At 73.5% G+C, this 16,398-nt stretch carries 19 protein-coding genes and 1 tRNA gene; 8 read left to right on the top strand and 12 right to left on the bottom strand.

What is annotated here, in order from left to right:
- Positions 1-26: 26 nt before the first annotated feature.
- From IE260_RS13645 to IE260_RS13655, 3 genes are all read right to left on the bottom strand, one after another.
- The gene (locus IE260_RS13645) at positions 27-245 is read right to left on the bottom strand and encodes an FmdB family zinc ribbon protein (RefSeq protein WP_189871402.1); all 219 of its coding nucleotides are present in this window, start codon (positions 243-245) and stop codon (positions 27-29) included.
- A gap of 62 nt (positions 246-307) precedes the next feature.
- Positions 308-1,702 carry a hypothetical protein gene (locus tag IE260_RS13650; protein WP_189871404.1) on the bottom strand — a complete coding sequence of 465 codons (1,395 nt, stop codon included), beginning with the start codon at positions 1,700-1,702 and terminating at the stop codon, positions 308-310.
- A gap of 71 nt (positions 1,703-1,773) precedes the next feature.
- Positions 1,774-2,544 (bottom strand): DUF4097 family beta strand repeat-containing protein, encoded by a 771-nt coding sequence (locus IE260_RS13655; RefSeq protein WP_189871406.1) that lies wholly within the window; start codon positions 2,542-2,544, stop codon positions 1,774-1,776.
- Positions 2,545-2,760: 216 nt separating this feature from the next.
- Here IE260_RS13655 and IE260_RS13660 point away from each other — a divergent pair.
- Positions 2,761-2,835: transfer RNA gene (locus IE260_RS13660), tRNA-Val, on the top strand.
- Between the two features lie 73 nt (positions 2,836-2,908).
- Here IE260_RS13660 and IE260_RS13665 read toward each other — a convergent pair.
- Positions 2,909-3,274 (bottom strand): DUF8825 domain-containing protein, encoded by a 366-nt coding sequence (locus IE260_RS13665; protein ID WP_189871408.1) that lies wholly within the window; start codon positions 3,272-3,274, stop codon positions 2,909-2,911.
- Positions 3,275-3,371: 97 nt separating this feature from the next.
- On the opposite strand from IE260_RS13665, the gene IE260_RS13670 reads away from it, so the two are divergent.
- A complete protein-coding gene (locus IE260_RS13670; protein WP_189871410.1) occupies positions 3,372-3,605 on the top strand; it encodes a DUF2277 domain-containing protein in 234 nt (77 codons plus the stop codon).
- Positions 3,606-3,666: 61 nt separating this feature from the next.
- Here IE260_RS13670 and IE260_RS13675 read toward each other — a convergent pair whose 3' ends face one another.
- From IE260_RS13675 to IE260_RS13690, 4 genes are all read right to left on the bottom strand, one after another.
- On the bottom strand, positions 3,667-4,305 hold the full coding sequence (locus IE260_RS13675) for a DedA family protein (protein WP_189871412.1): 639 nt from the start codon (positions 4,303-4,305) through the stop codon (positions 3,667-3,669).
- 247 nt (positions 4,306-4,552) lie between these two features.
- Positions 4,553-5,002: a DoxX family protein gene (locus IE260_RS13680; protein WP_189871414.1), complete on the bottom strand. Its 450-nt coding sequence runs from the start codon at positions 5,000-5,002 to the stop codon at positions 4,553-4,555.
- A gap of 240 nt (positions 5,003-5,242) precedes the next feature.
- A complete protein-coding gene (locus tag IE260_RS13685) occupies positions 5,243-6,880 on the bottom strand; it encodes an alkaline phosphatase D family protein (protein ID WP_189871416.1) in 1,638 nt (545 codons plus the stop codon).
- A gap of 82 nt (positions 6,881-6,962) precedes the next feature.
- A complete protein-coding gene (locus IE260_RS13690) occupies positions 6,963-7,607 on the bottom strand; it encodes an HNH endonuclease family protein (RefSeq protein WP_189871418.1) in 645 nt (214 codons plus the stop codon).
- A 422-nt stretch (positions 7,608-8,029) separates the two neighbouring features.
- Between IE260_RS13690 and IE260_RS13695 the strand changes: the two genes are divergently transcribed.
- Both IE260_RS13695 and IE260_RS13700 read left to right on the top strand, forming a co-directional pair.
- Positions 8,030-8,611, top strand: coding sequence for a TMEM165/GDT1 family protein (locus IE260_RS13695; RefSeq protein WP_189871420.1), 582 nt, complete (start codon positions 8,030-8,032; stop codon positions 8,609-8,611).
- A 206-nt stretch (positions 8,612-8,817) separates the two neighbouring features.
- Positions 8,818-9,480, top strand: a complete 663-nt coding sequence (locus IE260_RS13700) for an HAD family hydrolase (RefSeq protein ID WP_189871422.1) — start codon at positions 8,818-8,820, stop codon at positions 9,478-9,480.
- Positions 9,481-9,504: 24 nt separating this feature from the next.
- Here the strand turns inward: IE260_RS13700 and IE260_RS13705 are convergent, their stop codons facing one another.
- Entirely contained in the window at positions 9,505-10,491 is a 987-nt protein-coding gene (locus IE260_RS13705) for a peptidoglycan-binding protein (protein WP_229880733.1), read from the bottom strand.
- Positions 10,492-10,720: 229 nt separating this feature from the next.
- On the opposite strand from IE260_RS13705, the gene IE260_RS13710 reads away from it, so the two are divergent.
- Positions 10,721-12,772: an MDR family MFS transporter gene (locus tag IE260_RS13710; RefSeq protein WP_189871426.1), complete on the top strand. Its 2,052-nt coding sequence runs from the start codon at positions 10,721-10,723 to the stop codon at positions 12,770-12,772.
- Here IE260_RS13710 and IE260_RS13715 read toward each other — a convergent pair.
- Positions 12,756-13,256: a GNAT family N-acetyltransferase gene (locus tag IE260_RS13715; RefSeq protein WP_189871428.1), complete on the bottom strand. Its 501-nt coding sequence runs from the start codon at positions 13,254-13,256 to the stop codon at positions 12,756-12,758. The genes IE260_RS13710 and IE260_RS13715 overlap by 17 nt on opposite strands.
- A 198-nt stretch (positions 13,257-13,454) precedes the next feature.
- On the opposite strand from IE260_RS13715, the gene IE260_RS13720 reads away from it, so the two are divergent.
- Together IE260_RS13720 and IE260_RS13725 are read left to right on the top strand one after the other, a co-directional pair.
- A complete protein-coding gene (locus tag IE260_RS13720) occupies positions 13,455-14,120 on the top strand; it encodes a hypothetical protein (RefSeq protein ID WP_189871430.1) in 666 nt (221 codons plus the stop codon).
- A gap of 5 nt (positions 14,121-14,125) precedes the next feature.
- Entirely contained in the window at positions 14,126-14,617 is a 492-nt protein-coding gene (locus IE260_RS13725; protein ID WP_189871432.1) for a hypothetical protein, read from the top strand.
- A gap of 11 nt (positions 14,618-14,628) precedes the next feature.
- Here the strand turns inward: IE260_RS13725 and IE260_RS13730 are convergent, their stop codons facing one another.
- The gene (locus IE260_RS13730) at positions 14,629-15,036 is read right to left on the bottom strand and encodes a DnaJ family domain-containing protein (RefSeq protein ID WP_189871433.1); all 408 of its coding nucleotides are present in this window, start codon (positions 15,034-15,036) and stop codon (positions 14,629-14,631) included.
- 80 nt (positions 15,037-15,116) lie between these two features.
- Between IE260_RS13730 and IE260_RS13735 the strand changes: the two genes are divergently transcribed.
- Positions 15,117-15,509, top strand: a complete 393-nt coding sequence (locus tag IE260_RS13735; RefSeq protein WP_189871435.1) for an FHA domain-containing protein — start codon at positions 15,117-15,119, stop codon at positions 15,507-15,509.
- Between the two features lie 10 nt (positions 15,510-15,519).
- On the opposite strand, the gene IE260_RS13740 is transcribed toward IE260_RS13735, so the two are convergent.
- Entirely contained in the window at positions 15,520-16,191 is a 672-nt protein-coding gene (locus IE260_RS13740; protein WP_189871437.1) for an O-methyltransferase, read from the bottom strand.
- Positions 16,192-16,398 lie beyond the last annotated feature (207 nt).

A 16,398-nucleotide genomic window follows, 5' to 3' on the forward strand; every position in this document is an offset into this window, starting at 1 on the left:
AGAAGCCCGTGCCCCGGTCCGGCAGGTCAGCCGCAGCAGCCTCCGCCGCAGCAGCCGCCCCCGCCGCCCGGGCCGGGGGCCGGGGCCGACGCGGCGGCCGAGCCGCCGACCGCGACCGTCGACAGGAGCTTCACCGTGTCGTCGTGGCCCGCGGGGCAGGCGGCGGGGGCGGAGGACTCGGCCATGGGACGGCTCAGTTCGAAGGTGTCGCCGCAGGTCCGGCAGCGGTACTCGTAGCGAGGCATGCGCACAGGTTAACCGGCGCTCCACGCTTGTCGTAGAGCCCGGCGGCGCGGCCCCGGTGCCGTCAGTGCCCGGCGCCGCGTTCCTCGCGGATCCGGGCGACCACGCCGGCCACCGTCTTGCGGACCGCGTCCGTCTCGGTGAGGAAGTGCCAGTAGTCGGGGTGCCGGCCGTCCAGCGTGGCGATCGCCCGGTCCAGCCGGGACACGGAGTCGTCCAGCGGGCGGGCGTGCCGCGGGTCGGGGGTGTTGCGGCCCGCCATGGCCAGCCGCTGTGCGTCGCGGATCGCGAACCTGGTGCGCTCGATCTCCCGCTGCGGGTCCTTCTGCACGGCGTTCAGCTGCCGCAGCCGGTCACCGGCGGCCGACACGGCCTCGTCGGTCGCGTTCAGCAGGGCCCGTACCGTCGACAGCAGGGCCGTGGCGTCCGGCCAGCGCTGCTCGTCGCGGGCGGTCTGGGCCTCGGCGAGCTTGCGCTCGGCCTGCCGAACCGATTCGGCGGCCTGCTCCGGCACCTGCTGGAGGTCCTGCCAGCAGCTGGCCGTGAACCGCCGCCGCAACTCGCTCAGCACGGGCTCGACCTGTTCGGCCCGTGTGGTCAGCGCCTGGGCGCGGGTGCGCAGGGAGACCAGCCGGTGGCCGATCTCGGCGGCCCGCTCGGGCAGCCGCTCGGCCTCGGCGCGGACCGCCTCGGCCTCCCGGGTGACCCGCTCGGCCCGCTCCAGCGTCTGCGGCACGCCGTGCTGCCCGGCGCCCTGGTTCAGCCGGGTCAGCTCGGGGCCGAGGGTGGCGAGACGGGCGGCGAGGTCGTCCGCCTTCAGCCCCGTTCCCCGCGCGGCGTCCAGGGCGTCGGAGGCGGCGAGCAGGGCCTGCCGGGCGCGTTCGACGGCGGGGGCGAGCCGGGCCAGCTGCGTCTCGGCCTTGCCGATCAGCGGCCCGAGCCCTTCGGCGAAGCGGTCCAGTTCCTGCTTGACCCGGCCGAGTTCGTCCTTGGCCGCGGTCAGCTCGGTGCGGGCCCGCGAGGCGGCCGACGCCTCCAGGTCGTCCCGGTCCAGTTCGTGGGCGTCGACGGCGTTGATGTACTGGTGGCTGGCCTCGTCGATGCGCCGGCCGAGCGACTCGAAGTCGGCGACCGCACGGCGGGCGGCGGGGGAGTCGTCGACGGCCGTGATCGTCTCGATGGAGATCCGCAGGTCCCGCTGGGCGGTGTCCAGTTCGTAGAAGGCGGCCGCGGCGGCGTCCTTCGCGGCCTGCGCCTGAGCCCGCTGGCTCTCGGCCCGCCCGCCGAACCAGCGCCGGGTGCCGCCCCCGGCGAACGCGGCGGGCAGCGCGAGCACGGCCACCAGCGGCAGGCCCATCATCGTGAGCGCGTCACGGACCGCACCCCGCCCGCGGGGGCGGTGGGACCGGTGCGCGCGCGGCACCATCGGCGAGTACGGCTGCGATGGTGTCGCCGTCACATCCCTCTCCCGTGTCGTCCGTCCTGCCCGGGTTCATTCTCCCACCCGTGAAGGACGAACACACGGGCCTGTCAGTTCGCCGTTCGGAGCGTGACTTTGCCGTCGCCGGTGCGGGCGTTCACCACGTGGGAGCTGGCGTCGTCCCGCGGTACGGACACGTCGACCCCGCCGTCACCGGTCTCGGTCGTCACCTTGTACGTGGCCCGGGGCAGGGTGACCGTCACCGAGCCGTCGCCGCTGCGGGACTCCACCAGGTCCGGCACGGCGCCCAGTTGCAGGCGGACCGAGCCGTCGGCCGTGTGCGCGCGCACCCGGCGCGAGGAGACCTCCGCGCGCACCGAACCGTCCCTGCTGCGCAGTTCCAGCGGCCCCGAGGAGTCGGTGACGTGCACGGATCCGTCCCCGGTGCGGATGTTCAGCGGGTCCCGGAAGCCTCGCGCCCGTACGCTGCCGTCCTCGTCCTCGACCTTGACGGCGAGGCCGCGCGGCACCTCGATGCGGTGCTTGGCCGAGCAGTCGGCGACCACACCCGAGCAGTGCATGCGCAGCACGAGCCGGTCGTCGTCCATCTTCCAGGTCACCCGCGGTTCCTCACCGACGGCGACCGACCCCTGGAACCACCGGGTGACCTCGATCCGGCCCGAGGCGTTCCCGTCCGAGGCGACGATCTCCAGCGCGGAGTCGTCGGAGTCGACGGTGAGCGTGCGGCCCTCGACGTCGAAGGACCGGTGCTCGGGGTCCTTGTCGTCCCCGGCGGAGGAGCAGGCAGTGAGGCCGGCGACGAGAACGGCGACGGCGCCGGCGGCGGCGAACGCGCGGGCAGGGACGGTACGGGCGGTCATGACGGTCTCCCCCTGGGACGGACGGCGAGGCGCCGGGAGGCTTCTTCCGAAGTGGCCCTCCCGACGAGGCTCTTCGACCGTACGGAGCCGGGGCCCGCGCGGGGATCCGGGCCGCTCCCGTATCCGGGGTGGGGTTGTCCCCCGGCCGGGTACCCGGGGCCGGAGGCCGGGCTTGCCGCACAGTGCCCGGGGCCATGTAGGCTGTCGACTCGTCCTGGGTGCGTAGCTCAGGGGTAGAGCGCCTGCCTTACAAGCAGGATGTCGGCGGTTCGAAACCGTCCGCGCCCACCAGGACCGGCGCCGCGCGTCGGGCAGAAGGCCCCCGGGAGATTCTCCGGGGGCCTTCTGCGTGCTCCCAAGGTCGCTACGAGCCCAGTCCGGACGCCGCGTCGGCGTCCCCGGGCGGGGTCTCGTGGGCGTGCTTCAGTTCCGTGCGGGCCTTCACCCGGTCGGGGCCGGTGACCTCCGACCAGTAGCGGTGGGTGCTGACGAAGACGGCGAGCTCGCGTTCGCGCTGCCGCAGCTTCTCCACCTCGGCCTGTTCGTCCGCCGACCAGCCGGGGGAGGCGGGGCGCTCGACCTTGCGCCAGCCGTTGTCGTCGCTGAATCCGTCCAGCGGCTCGACGGACCAGGGGAGCCGCTTCAGCAGGGCCGACAGCTCGGCCCTGACCTGATGGAGTTCCTCCTGACCGGCGAGGAGGTCACTCGGAAAGTCATAGGTCGTAGCCACGCTTCAATGATACGCCTGTTCGATTTTGAGGCGCGCGTTCCCTTCGGCGGTTCACGCGAACGGGTGGCGTCCCCTCCGGTGGGGGGAGACTGGGTGCATGTGCCGCAGCATCAAGACGCTACGTCCGCCCGTGCTGGCCGAGGAGGCCACCGAGGACGAGATCAGGGCCGCCGCCCTGCAGTACGTGCGCAAGGTCTCCGGGTTCCGCGCGCCGGCCGCGCACAACCGGGAGGTATTCGAACGGGCCGTGGAGGCGATCGCCGAGGCCACGGCCGAACTGCTGGACGGCCTGGAGGTGCGCGGAGGCGCCGGCGCCCGACGGGCGGGGTGACGCGCCGGTCCGCGGTGCCGTGCGCCGCGGTCCGTCACGGGGACCTCCGTTCCCGGCTTCGCTACGGCGCCTCGGTCGCCCGCGGCTGGCGGCGCATCAGGTACGCCGCCGCCGCGCCCGCGCCGAACAGCGCCACCACGGACACCGCCGTCGCCAGCCAGGTCGTGCCCAGCCACTGGCCGCCGAAGTAGCCGAGGGCGACGCTGTAGACGGCCCACGCCAGCCCGGCGAGCGCGGACCAGGGCAGGAACTCGCGGACCCGGCGATGGGCGCTGCCGGCGACGAGAGAGACGACCGAGCGGCCGGCGGGCGCGAAACGGGCCAGCACGACGAGGGCGCCGCCCCCGCGGGCCAGGGCTCCGCCGAGACGCTCCTGCGCCGTGGTCAGCCGGCGGGAGCGGGCGATCGCGCGGTCCAGACGGGGACCGCCGCGCCAGGCGAGGCGGTAGACCACCAGGTCGCCGAGCACGGAGGCGATCGCCGCGCACAGCGTCAGCACCAGGATGTCGGGGACGTCGTCCGGGACCCGCCCGGCCGCCGCCGCGCCCGAGCCGGCGGCCGCCGCCGTGGCCGCGGTGATCACCAGGACACCGCTCGGCAGGACGGGCAGAAACACGTCGAGGAGCACCGAGACGGCCACCAGCACATAGATCCATGGGCTGCTGACCAGCGACCCGATACTCCCGAGATCTTCGACCACCACAACTCCCCGTACTCCCCCGTGGGCCAGACCATGCCGCGACGAGCGGGGAACGGCAGGAGCGGCCGATGACAGCCATCCAGCGTACGCGGGGGGTGTGACAGAGGGTTCACAGGGGGCTTGTGCGTTCGGCACGGACCGTTCACCGTCCGGCCACGGCCACCGGCCCTCCGGGAGGGTGGCCGCGGCCGCCCAGAACGGCAGCGGTGCCCTTCCCCGCGGGGAAGGGCACCGCTGCGGTGACCGCTCAGGCCGCGACCGGCGTCTGCTCCGCGGCCGGCTGCTCCTGCTCGGACGTACGCCTGGCGAAGAGCCGGTCCAGGCCGAAGGCGCCTGATCCGGTGAAGGCCAGCAGCAGGAAGGCCCAGCAGAACATGGCGGAGGCCTCGCCGCCGTTCTCCATCGGCCACAGGCCGGTGGGCTGGTGGACCTTGAAGTACGCGTACGCCATCGAGCCGGAGGCGACGACCGCGGCGGCGCGGGTGCCCAGGCCCAGCAGCACGAGGCCGCCGCCGACCAGCTGGATCACGGCCGCGTACCAGCCGGGCCAGGTACCCGCCTCGGCGGTGCCGCCGCCGGCCGCGCCGCCGAGGACGCCGAAGAGCGAGGCGGCGCCGTGGCAGGCGAAGAGCAGGCCGACGACCATGCGGAAGAGGCCGAGGGCGTAGGGCTGGGCGCTGTTGAGGCGTCCGGTCATGTGGGGGGTGCTCCTTCGGTCTGGCCGGCCCTCGGGGCCGGTGGGGACGGAACCGAGTGGGCTGCCCACGTTAGGTGACCCTAAGCAATGCTTGCAAGTTCAACATTTGGCCACGGGGTGACCCCGGGTTACGGCCCCCGGGCCCGGAACCACCGCACGTGACGGCCGTGCCGAAACACCGCGGACACCCGACGGCGTGACCGGATCCGCACCGGCACCAGCCGGCTTCCCGGCGCCCGGCTAGGAGAGCTTCCGCTCCGTGAGCGTGTGCAGGGCCGTCGTCCCGTCGCGGCCGGTCTGCGCCCGCTCCAGCCGCAGCCGGGCCGAACGCCCGCGCAGGCTCAGCGTCATGAGCTGGTTGCCGAACCACGGGCCGCCGGTCTTGCGCCAGGAGACCGCCGGACGCCCCTGGCGCCCGTGCCGGGCGAAGCACCGGCCGAGGGCACGCGCCGGGGCGCTCCAGCCGAAGCGGAAGCCCAGACGGATCGACAGGGGGACCGAGTTGTGGACGGGGGAGCAGGTCAGCTGCGCCACCCGGGCGTCCGGCACACGGCCCGGCCAGGACGGCTCGGCCACGTAGGCGTGGTGCACGTCCCCCGACAGCACGCTCACCGTCGCGGGCGCCCCCGGGCCCGTGCCCGCCTCGGCGATCAGGCCGGCCAGCGCGTCGAAGGAGGAGGGGAAGGCCGACCAGTGCTCCAGGTCGGCTCCGCGGCGCACCCTCTCCCCGAGCCGTGCCCACCGGGGGCCCCGGTCGCCCCGGCACAGGGTGGCGTTCCAGGACTCCACGTCGTGCACCAGGTGGGGCAGCAGCCAGGGCAGGGACGTGCCGATGAGGAGGTGGTCGCAGGAGCCCGGCCCGTCCAGCACCTGCTCGCGCAGCCATGCGGCCTCGCCCGGATCGAGCATCGCGCGGTCGTCCTCGTCGAGGACGCGGGCGGCTCGGGTGTCCACCATGACCAGCCGTACGCGGCCGAAGTCCCGCCGGTAGCTCCAGCGCACGGAGGAGGGGTCGGCGTCGGCCCGTGCCGCGAAGGCGCGCAGCGCGTCGGTGCCGTCGGGGGACTCGCGGACGGCGGCGTAGAGCGGGTCGGCGGCCAGCTCGGCCGGGGAGAGGTTGCCCAGCTGCTGGTGCACCCAGTACGACATCAGTCCGCTCAGCAGCCGCTCGCGCCACCAGTCGGTGGCCCGCATGTCGGCGAGCCAGGCGGCGGAGGTGTTCCAGTCGTCGATGACGTCGTGGTCGTCGAAGATCATGCAGCTGGGCACGGTGGACAGCAGCCAGCGCACGTCGGGGTCGAGCCACGATTCGTAGTAGAGGTGGGTGTACTCCTCGTAGTCGGCGACCTGGTCGCCGGGCGCGTCGCCCAGGTCGCGGCGGGCGGCGAGCCAGCGCCGGGTCGCGTCGGAGACCTCGTCGGCGTACACCTGGTCGCCGAGCAGCACCAGCACGTCGGGCCGCTCGCCGTCGGGGTCGGACGCGATGCGGGCGGACAGCGTGTCCAGGGCGTCCGGGCCCACCGGGTCCGTCCCGCCGGCCGGCGGCGCGGCCCAGCGGCAGGAGCCGAAGACGACGCGCAGGCCGTCGTCGTCCTCGCCCGGCGTGCGGATCACCGAGGGCGGGAAGCGGGAGTCGGGCAGGGGCCACACCCGGGCGTCGTCGAGGAGCACCTCGTACTCCGTCGCCGTACCGGCGGTCAGGCCCGTCACCGTGACCAGGGCGTAGTGGTGGCCCGCGATCTGGAACGTGCGGGTCGTGCCGCGGGCGCCGTCGGCGCAGCGCACCTCGGCGGTGCACGGCCGGCTCGCCTCGACCCAGACGGTCGCGGACGAGCCGTCGGTGTACCTCAGCAGCGGTCCCAGGCGCAGGTTGGCCATGGTGATCCCCTCCTCCGTCGCCCCGTACGGTACGGAACGACGGAGGTCGGCGGGGAGGTTCCGCGCCGAACGCGTGCGGGTCTCAGCAGCCGGCGAGGTGGTTCTGCAGCGCCGACTTCTCGGCGGAGTCGACGGAGAGGCCGTAGTAGTACTTCACCTGCACCCAGGCGCGCACGTAGGTGCAGTGGTAGGCGGTGCGCGAGGGCATCCAGGTGGCCGGGTCCTGGTCGCCCTTGGCCTGGTTGACGTTGTCGGTGACCGCGAGGAGCTGCGGGCGGGTCAGGTCGTTGGCGAAGGCCTGGCGGCGCGAGGTGGTCCAGCCGCCGGCGCCGGAGTCCCAGGCCTCGGCGAGCGGGACGAGGTGGTCGATGTCGACGTCGGAGGCGGCGGACCAGGTGGCGCCGTCGTAGGGGGAGTACCAGCTGCCGCTGGTGGCGGCGCAGGAGGAGTCGGTGACGACGCCCGAGCCGTCGCGCTTGAGGACCGTCTCGCGGGTGTTGCAGGTGCCCGACTGCGTGATCCAGTGCGGGAAGAGGTCGCGGCTGTAGCCGGTGCGGTTCTCGGTGGCCACGGGGAGGGCGGCGAGGTAGGAGCGGGCGGTGGCGCCGCTGACCGGGGTGGGGAGGGCGGCGGAGGCGGTCGGGCCGTTGACGAGCCCGACGGAGGCTATGAGTCCGGTGAACGCCGCGAGGAAACCGAGCCGTCGACGCGCGTAGAACCTGGGCATGCGAACTCCCGTGTGGTGGAGGGCTGTTGGGGCGCGAGCGAGGGAATGCTCGCGACACCGCATGACGCACAGATGTGCGGCCGGTGAGAAGTTAGTGACGTGTGCATGGCATGTCTATGGGCGCGGCGGGACTTCCGGGGGCGTCACGGGACTTTCGGCCCTCCGGGCCCGCTCCGGCGCTCGCGTACCATGGACGGCGCAGAAGGGGAGTAGCTCTTCGCCGGACCGTCGACATACTGCTCAGCTCGCCTGAGCCGGCGCCCGGAGGCGGACCTCGTGGAACGGGGTCGGCCAGCGAGACCTTCGGCAAGCAGTGCACGCCCGTGCCGTACGGCGCGGGCGATCCATGTGCTGCCGTGCCGGGGTGTCTTGCGCGCAGGACCAGCACTCTCGGCGGGGCGGCCCCGACCGATTGAGGACCCTTGATCAGCTTCACCGTGACGGCGCTCGTCTTCGGCGTCGTCTTCCTCGCCGAACTGCCGGACAAGACCGCGCTCGCCGGCCTCGTCCTCGGCACCCGCTACCGCGCGTCCTACGTCTTCGCCGGCGTCGCCGCCGCGTTCGCGCTCCACGTCGCGCTCGCCGTGGCGGCCGGCAGCGTGCTCACCCTGCTGCCGCAGCAGATCACGCACGCCCTGACGGGTGTGCTGTTCCTGGGCGGCGCCGCGATGCTGCTGATGAAGAAGGACGAGGACGAGGACGAGATCCGCAAGCCGGAGAACCAGTCCTTCTGGAAGGTCAGCGGGGCGGGCTTCATGCTCATCCTGGTCGCCGAGTTCGGTGACCTCACCCAGATCATGACGGCGAACCTCGCGGCCCGCTACGACGACCCGCTCTCCGTCGGCCTGGGCGCGGTGCTGGCGCTGTGGGCGGTGGCCGGACTCGGCATAGTCGGCGGAAAGGCCCTGATGAAGCGGGTCCCGCTGCGACTGATCACGAAGGTCGCGGCGCTGCTGATGCTCGGCCTCGGCGTGTGGAGCCTGTGGGAGGCCGTGACCGGGTGAACCGGGCGGTGCGCGGGGAAAGGAGCCGGGCGGCGAACCGAACGTCGGGTGAACGATCGCCGAAGGCGGTGGCGCGAATCCCGAAGCGTTTTGTACCGTGGAGGAACAAAGTGGCTCCCGCCCGTTCTCCCTGACCGGCGGGCGGGGCCGCCTTGTATCCGGGGACACGTCCCTGCACCCCCCGCCCCGCGCCTTGGAGTCTGCCGATGACGGCCACCGCCACCGTTCTCACCACCCGTGCCCTGCTGCTCGACATGGACGGCACCCTCGTCAACTCCGACGCCGCCGTCGAGCGCGTCTGGCGGCGCTGGGCCGACCGGCACGGCCTGGACGGCGACGAGGTCATGAAGGTCGTCCACGGCCGGCAGGGCTACGCCTCGATGGCGCTGCTGCTGCCCGACAGGCCCATGGAGCAGAACCACGCCGACAACGCGCGGATGCTCGCCGAGGAGACCGCCGACACCGACGGCGTCGTCGCGATCCCGGGGGCGCCGGAGTTCCTCGCCTCGCTGCGCGGACTGCCGCACGCCCTCGTGACCTCCGCCGACGTCGCGCTGTCCACCGCCCGGATGGCCGCCGCCGGGCTGGACCTTCCGGACGTCCGGATCACCGCCGAGTCCGTCGGCGCCAGCAAACCCGACCCCGAGGGCTTCCTCAAGGGCGCCGCCGAGCTGGGTGTCGCCCCCGCCGACTGCGTCGCCTTCGAGGACTCCGGCGCCGGCATCAGCGCGGCGCGCGCCGCCGGGATGCGGGTCGTGGGGATCGGGCCGCGGGCGGGCTTCCACCAGCCCGACGCCCTCGTCGAGGACCTGACGCGGGTGCGGGTGGAGGCCGCCGAGGACGGCACCCTCCGGCTGCACATCGGCTGACGCCCGGCGCAGCCGGGGCGCCGGTCACGGCTCCCGGGTCTCCGCCTCCAGCATCCGCCGGGTGTCCTCTCCGTACACCCCGAACTCGTCGGAGCGGATGCCGCGCGCCCACTGGTAATTGCGGACGGCGTCCTCGACCTGGCGGTTGTAGTTGCCGTTGACGTCACCCGTGTAGAGGTGCAGCTGCTGCAGCCGCTGCTGCAGTTCGGCGACGTCGGGACCCCGGTCGCCCCTGCGCAGCCCGCCCCCGTCGTGATCGTGGTCCTGGTCGTCGTCGTGCGACTCCGTGGCGGCGTCACCACCGGCGGAGGGTGTCGTCGCGCTCTGCGTCGGCTCGGCCGACCGGGACGGCGTCGGCGAGGCGCTCGACGCCGACGGGGACGGCGAGGGCGACGGGCTCGCACTGGCGGACGCGGAGGCCGACGGAGACGGCGACGCGGACGTCGGCCGGGCGGACGCGGTGCTCGGCGCCGGGGCCGCCGACGCCTCGCCCATCGACGGGTCGGGCACGCTCGCCCGCACCTCGTCCGGCAGGGCGCCGTCCCGCGACGGCGTCTCGTAGGAGAACAGCCCGGCGGCGTAACCGGCCGCCCCGATCACCACGACGACCGCGCCGGCGACGCTGAGCAGCATGCCCCGGCGCCGTCTGTGCGGCGGGGGCCCTGCGGCGTCGTCCGGGCCGGGCGCGACGGGCGCCGAAGCGGTCTCGAACAGGCGCAGGTCGTGGTCGCTGGGTGCGCCCGCCGGGGCCGCCAGGGGCGTGGGCAGCACCGAGGTCGACTCCGCGCCGGGCGGCTCGGTGCCGACGGCGCGCAGCGACACGGTGGCGTCCGGGTCCGCCGCGGGCGACGGCCCGGCCCCGGCGGAACCGTCCAGCTCGACGTACGGCCGGATCCGCAACGGGTCGAAGTCCTCAGCCGCTGCCGCCTGTGCCGTACGCGCGTCGCGCAGGGCGTCGGACGCCCGCGGACCGCAGACGCAGGACGGGGTGTTGTCCGGCCGCCGAGGCACCCCGCACTCCGGGCACGGATGCCCCGAGGGCCTCTGTGGCCCCTTCCGCTGTTCCACGCGTTCGTCCCTCCCCTCGCGACTCCCCTCGCGAACTGCAGCGATTATGCAGATCTTCTCCACACCTGCGCGCGCTCGCCCCCGGAATACCGGCTTCCTACGGGACTGAACAGGCCATAACCGGTCACATCGATCAGGATGGAAGCGTGCGTGACGACGGTGGGAGGTCTGCATGGCCGGCGAAGTGCGTGAGGCGACGGACCCGGCGCGGCCCCCCACGGCCCCGGAGCACGTCTCCGGCGGTGTCCTGGTCTCGATAGGCGCCCTGCTCCTCGGCATGCTCCTCGCCGCCCTCGACCAGACCATCGTCGCCACCGCGCTGCCCACCATCGTGAGCGATCTGGGCGGCCTGGAGCACCTGTCCTGGGTGGTCACCGCGTATCTGCTGGCCGCGACCGCCGCGACGCCGCTGTGGGGCAAGCTCGGCGACCAGTACGGGCGCAAGAGGCTGTTCCAGGCCGCGATCGTGATCTTCCTGGTCGGCTCCGCCCTGTGCGGGGCGGCGCAGAGCATGTCCGAGCTGATCGCCTTCCGGGCGCTGCAGGGACTGGGCGGCGGCGGCCTGCTGGTGCTGTCGATGGCGATCGTCGGCGACCTGGTCCCGCCCCGTGAACGCGGGCGCTACCAGGGCCTGTTCGGTGCCGTGTTCGGCGCCACCAGCGTCCTCGGACCGCTCCTCGGAGGCGTCTTCACCGAGCATCTGGACTGGCGCTGGGTCTTCTACGTCAACCTGCCCCTCGGCGTCGTGGCGCTCGCCGTGATCGCGGCGGTCCTGCACATCCCGCGCCGGGCCACCCGGCACGTCATCGACTACCTCGGCACCCTGCTGATCGCCTCCGTCGCCACCTGCCTGGTGCTGGCCGCCTCGCTCGGCGGCACGACCTGGGCCTGGGACTCGCCGCAGATCATCGGCCTGGCCGTGCTGGGTGTGGTGCTGGCCGCCGCGTTCGTGGCCGTGGAACGCAGGGCCGCCGAACCGGTCATCCCGCTGAAGCTGTTCCGCATCCGCACCTTCACGCTCGCCGCGGTCATCAGCTTCGTCATCGGCTTCGCCATGTTCGGCGCCATGACCTACCTGCCCACCTTCCTCCAGGTCGTGCACGGCGTCAGCCCGACCCTGTCCGGCGTGCACATGCTGCCGATGGTGTTCGGCGTGCTGCTGTCCTCCACCGTCTCCGGGCAGATCGTCAGCCGCACCGGCCGCTGGAAGGTGTTCCCGGTCGCCGGAACAGCCGTCACCACCCTCGGCCTGCTTCTGCTCCACCAGCTCGACGAGAACAGCCCGACCGCCGAGATGAGCGCCTTCTTCTTCGTCTTCGGCCTCGGCCTCGGCCTGGTGATGCAGGTCCTGGTGCTCATCGTGCAGAACGCCGTGTCGTACGAGGACCTGGGCGTGGCCACCTCCGGAGCGACGTTCTTCCGTTCCATCGGCGCGTCCTTCGGCGTCGCCGTCTTCGGCACGGTCTTCGCGAGCCGGCTCGGCGACCTGCTCACCGAGGCGTTCCGGGGCACCCCGCTGCCGCCCGGTTCGTCCGTGGAGGAGCTGGAGTCCGACCCTCGCGGCATCGCCGGACTGCCGCCCGCGCTGCGGCCCGAGGCCCTGCACGCCTACGCCTCCTCGATCACCGACGTCTTCCTGTACGCCGCCCCCGTCGCCCTCCTCGGCTTCGTGCTGGCCTGCTTCCTGAAGGAGGACCGGCTGCGCGGCTCGGTCACCGCGCCGGACGGCACCGAGACGCTCGCCAGCAACCCGGTGGAGCGCTCCAGCTACGACGAGGTGTGCCGCGCCCTGTCCGTGCTCGGCACCCGCGAGGGCCGTCGCGAGATCTACCGCGAGATCACCGCGCGGGCGGGCTACGACCTGTTGCCGGCCGCGAGCTGGCTGCTGCTGCGGATCAGGAAGTACGGCCGGGTCGAGCCGGCCGTACTGGCCGAGCGGAGCCCGGTCCCGCTGACCGTCGTCATGGAGGCGGCCCGGGAGGTCGAGGTGCGCCACCTCGCCGTCCGCGAGGGGCTCGACCTCGTCCTGACCGACCACGGCCGCGAGGTGGCCGAGCGGCTCGCGCGGGCCCGCGAGGACTCGCTCGGCGAACTCCTCGGCGACTGGTGGGGCCCGGACCGCCCGACCGACCTGGTGCAGCTGGTGAAGGAGCTGACCGGCGAGCTGTGCGGCTCGGACCGGGAACGCCCCCACGACGAACGCGGCCTCACCCGGGCCGGCTGAGCCGCTTGCCGAACCAGTGCTCGGCGTAGGGGGCGTCGTTGTGCGGCTCGGTCTCCTCGTAGCCGAGACGGGCGTACAGGGCACGGGCCTCGACCAGGTCGCCACGGGTGTCCAGGACCATCCGCCCGGCCCCGAGCGACCGCGCCGCGTCCTCGGCCGCCCGGACCAGCAGCGCGGCCCCGCCCCGGCCGCGCATCCGCTCGTACAGGAAGACCCGGGTCAGCTCGGCCGTGGAAGCGTCCAGCAGCCGCACGCCCGCGCTGCCGGCCGGCTCGCCCGCGTACCGGGCGACCAGCAGCCGCCCCCGGGGCGGGGCGAGGTCGGCGCCGGTGGCCGCGGCGATCTCCCGCTCCAGCTCGTCCGGGTCGGTCGGCCGCCCCTCGTGCAGCAGGTACCAGCGGTCGCTGACCTCCGTGTAGTACGCCCGCCAGAGGGCGGCGGCGACGGGGGAGTCGTGCGGTTCCGCGGTGACGGTCCAGGTCATGCGGGACATTGTCGGGAGCGGACCCGTGGGGCACGCAACCGGATATGCGTGAGGCCGGCGGGACCGGAGGTGCACAGGGCGCCCTCATGGACCCGGTCACCACCCGTGGAGGCCGTTTGACGAGGACTTCCGGGGTACCCGAATGCCGAACCGGCCCGTTGGGAAAGCCGGTTGGGGCCGACAACCCGGAAGGCATTCATGTCCACAGGCCTGATCATCGCTCTGATCGTGATAGCGGCGGCCGTGCTAGTCGTGGCGGCCGTGATGACCCTGCGTGCGCGTGGCCCGCGGCACGGCGGAAGCCTCAAGCGGCGCTTCGGGCCCGAGTACGACCGTGCCGTCGCCCGGCACGACGGTGACACCAAGGCGGCCGAGCGCGAGCTCGCCCAGCGCGTGGAGCGGCACGGCTCGCTGCACGAGCGGCCGCTGGACCCCGCCGAGCGCGAGCGGTTCGAGGCGCGCTGGACCGCCACCCAGGAGCGCTTCGTCGACTCCCCGCGGGAAGCGGTCACCGAGGCGGACCGGCTGCTCGCGGAGCTGGCGGGCGCCCGCGGCTTCCCGGACGGCGGGCAGTACGAGGAGCAGCTCGCCGCCCTCTCCGTGCACCACGCCCACCACGTCGACGGCTACCGGCGCGTGCACCGCGTCGCGCACGCCCGCGTGGACGGGGCCCAGGACGGCGGCACGGGCACGGAGGAGATGCGCGAGTCCTTGGTCGAGGCCCGCGCCCTGTTCGAGGACCTGGTACGGCCGTCCCGGCACGAGGGCGGACGGCACCGCGCCGGGCCGGACGGGGACGGGCGGGCACCGGCCCGCGCGCACCACGCCTGGTCGTTCAGCAAGCGTCAGCCGAAGGAGAGTTGAGGCACATGTCCGATGTGACCCGGCCGGCGGGCGACGCGCCCGACGAGCGAGACCGACAGACCCCCGACGCGCGCGGGGAGACGGCACTGGGCACCAGCCGGGCGGGCGGCGTGGAGCCGGTCCCCGGCGCGCGGGCCGACCACACGACCGGCACCCGTGCCGAGACCGCGCCGGGCCTGCGCGGCGACGCCGCCACGCCTGCGGACACCGCGCACGGCGGCGCGATCGTCCCGCACGAGGAGTACGACAAGCTCGGGCAGCGGCTGCAGCACGCGGTGGCCGGATTCGTCGACGGTCCGCGGGCCGCCGTGGAGGAGGCCGACCACGTCCTGGAGGAGGTCACCGCCCGCCTCACGGACGCGGTGACGCAGCGCCGCCGCACCCTGCGCAGGTCCTGGCAGGACGCCGGGGACACCACGTCGAGCACGGACACCGAACAGCTCCGCCTGGCCCTGCGGGACTACCGCGAGCTGGCGGACCGCCTGATGCGCCTCTGAACGGACAGGCGTCACGCCTCCGCCCGGCGCTCCCGCCACTGCCGTACGACCGCCTCGACGTCGTACGGTTTCAGACCCAGCGGGGGGCCGGGCGGAGGCTTGAACATGACGTCGCGGATCTTCACGTTGATCTCCTCGACGATCCGGCGGACGGCCCGCTCCGACGGAGCGTTCGCCGCCGCCTCCAGGGCGTCTTCCGCCTCCTTGCGCAGGGCGAGGGTGGGCGGCAGGACGGAGACGCCCTCGCGGGCCATCTTCCGCTTGATCCACCACAGCTCGTCGTACGTGCTGTCCACGTCGTGCGGGAGCGGCTTGCCCGCGCCCGGCAACCGCTCGAACTCGCCGCGCGCCTGCGCGTCACGGATCTGCTTGTCGACCCAGGAGTCGAAGCCGACGCCAGGTGGCTTTCGCTCGGTCATGACCCCATTGTGCCGGACACCACACCACGGGCCGATCTATCATGCGGCGGCAACCGACGGACGTCTCAGGAGGAGCGCACGTGCTCGAACTCACCATGGCCGCCGTCACCGCGGCGGACGCGGGCGCCACGGCCGGAATGCAGATGGCCGACGCACCCAGCGAGCCCGGGGCGGTGCTGCGGGTGGGCCGGGACAAGTCCGTGTGCCGGCTGTCGACGCCCGACGACTGGCTGTTCGTCTCCCGGGTGCACCTGGAGTTCCGGTGCGGGCCCGACGGCACCTGGCAGCTGACGTGGCTGCGGGGCTCGCAGCCCGACCCGTCCTCCGAGGTCCGGCTCGTCGTCGGGGAGTACGCGCAGCCCGTGGCCTACGGCGGCACCGTGTCGCTGCCGAGGGGCGGCAGCGGCGAGATCGTGGTCCAGGACCGCACGGGGCCGCGCAGCGTGAACGTCGGCTTCTACCACGAGGTGTGAGGCGCGGCCCTCAGGCCAGCACCCGCGCCAGCGCGAAGCCGTCGTACCCCTTGGTGCCGACCGTCTGGATCGCGGTGCCGCTCAGCCGCGGGTGGCTGCCGATCATCTCGATGGCGGCGCGGGTGCCGCGCACGTCTTCGGCGGTGCTGCCGGCGTCGGCCACGCGGCCGCCGCGGACCACGTTGTCGAGGATGATCAGGCTGCCGGTGCTGGTGAGCTTCAGGGCCCACTCGAGGTAGTGCGGGTTGTTGCCCTTGTCGGCGTCGATGAAGACCAGGTCGAAGGGCGGAGGATTCTCGTCGGCGAGCCCCGGCAGCGACTCCAGCGCGGGGCCCACGCGCACGTCGACCAGGCCGTCCAGTCCGGCGCGGGCGATGTTGCGGGTGGCGACCTCGGCGTGCTTGGCGCTGTACTCCAGGGTGATCAGACGGCCGTCGGCGGGGAGGGCGCGAGCCAGCCAGATGGTGCTGTAACCGCCGAGCGTGCCGATCTCCAGGATGTACCGGGCGCCCTGGATCTGGGCGAGGAGCTGGAGGAGTTTGCCCTGGTTGGCGGTGACGTTCACCTGCGGCAGCTGGGCGGCTTCGCTGTCGCGGAGGGCGGCCTGCAGAACGTCGTCGTCCGGGGCGAGGTGGGCGGTGAAGTAGTCGTCGACGTCGTCCCAGAGCTGCGGCTCGCTCATGCCTGGCTGTGCCTCTCGCGTGACTAGTTAGCTTTTCTAAGTAGATGGCTGACGAACATAGTCGCGCGGGGGCTGTGTGTCAGGAGGTTACTGTGAGCGTGTTTCAGCCGATTGGGGGGCGCGGGGTCTGTTCCGCGCCGCGTGCACTGGTCCGGCGGGGCTGCGGGCACGCGTGGTCCGGCGTTGCCTGCTGCCCGGCGGGGGTGG

It is taken from the genome of Streptomyces viridiviolaceus (assembly GCF_014650995.1).
GTDB lineage: Bacteria > Actinomycetota > Actinomycetes > Streptomycetales > Streptomycetaceae > Streptomyces > Streptomyces viridiviolaceus.

Bases quoted from the DNA above. Each gene is read 5' to 3' on its own strand.
- IE260_RS13645 (WP_189871402.1), bottom strand. From the start codon at position 245: ATGCCTCGCTACGAGTACCGCTGCCGGACCTGCGGCGACACCTTCGAA.
- IE260_RS13655 (WP_189871406.1), bottom strand. From the start codon at position 2,544: ATGACCGCCCGTACCGTCCCTGCCCGCGCGTTCGCCGCCGCCGGCGCC.
- IE260_RS13670 (WP_189871410.1), top strand. From the start codon at position 3,372: ATGTGCCGCAGCATCAAGACGCTACGTCCGCCCGTGCTGGCCGAGGAG.
- IE260_RS13680 (WP_189871414.1), bottom strand. From the start codon at position 5,002: ATGACCGGACGCCTCAACAGCGCCCAGCCCTACGCCCTCGGCCTCTTC.
- IE260_RS13685 (WP_189871416.1), bottom strand. From the start codon at position 6,880: ATGGCCAACCTGCGCCTGGGACCGCTGCTGAGGTACACCGACGGCTCG.
- IE260_RS13690 (WP_189871418.1), bottom strand. From the start codon at position 7,607: ATGCCCAGGTTCTACGCGCGTCGACGGCTCGGTTTCCTCGCGGCGTTC.
- IE260_RS13700 (WP_189871422.1), top strand. From the start codon at position 8,818: ATGACGGCCACCGCCACCGTTCTCACCACCCGTGCCCTGCTGCTCGAC.
- IE260_RS13710 (WP_189871426.1), top strand. From the start codon at position 10,721: ATGGCCGGCGAAGTGCGTGAGGCGACGGACCCGGCGCGGCCCCCCACG.
- IE260_RS13715 (WP_189871428.1), bottom strand. From the start codon at position 13,256: ATGACCTGGACCGTCACCGCGGAACCGCACGACTCCCCCGTCGCCGCC.
- IE260_RS13720 (WP_189871430.1), top strand. From the start codon at position 13,455: ATGTCCACAGGCCTGATCATCGCTCTGATCGTGATAGCGGCGGCCGTG.
- IE260_RS13725 (WP_189871432.1), top strand. From the start codon at position 14,126: ATGTCCGATGTGACCCGGCCGGCGGGCGACGCGCCCGACGAGCGAGAC.
- IE260_RS13730 (WP_189871433.1), bottom strand. From the start codon at position 15,036: ATGACCGAGCGAAAGCCACCTGGCGTCGGCTTCGACTCCTGGGTCGAC.
- IE260_RS13740 (WP_189871437.1), bottom strand. From the start codon at position 16,191: ATGAGCGAGCCGCAGCTCTGGGACGACGTCGACGACTACTTCACCGCC.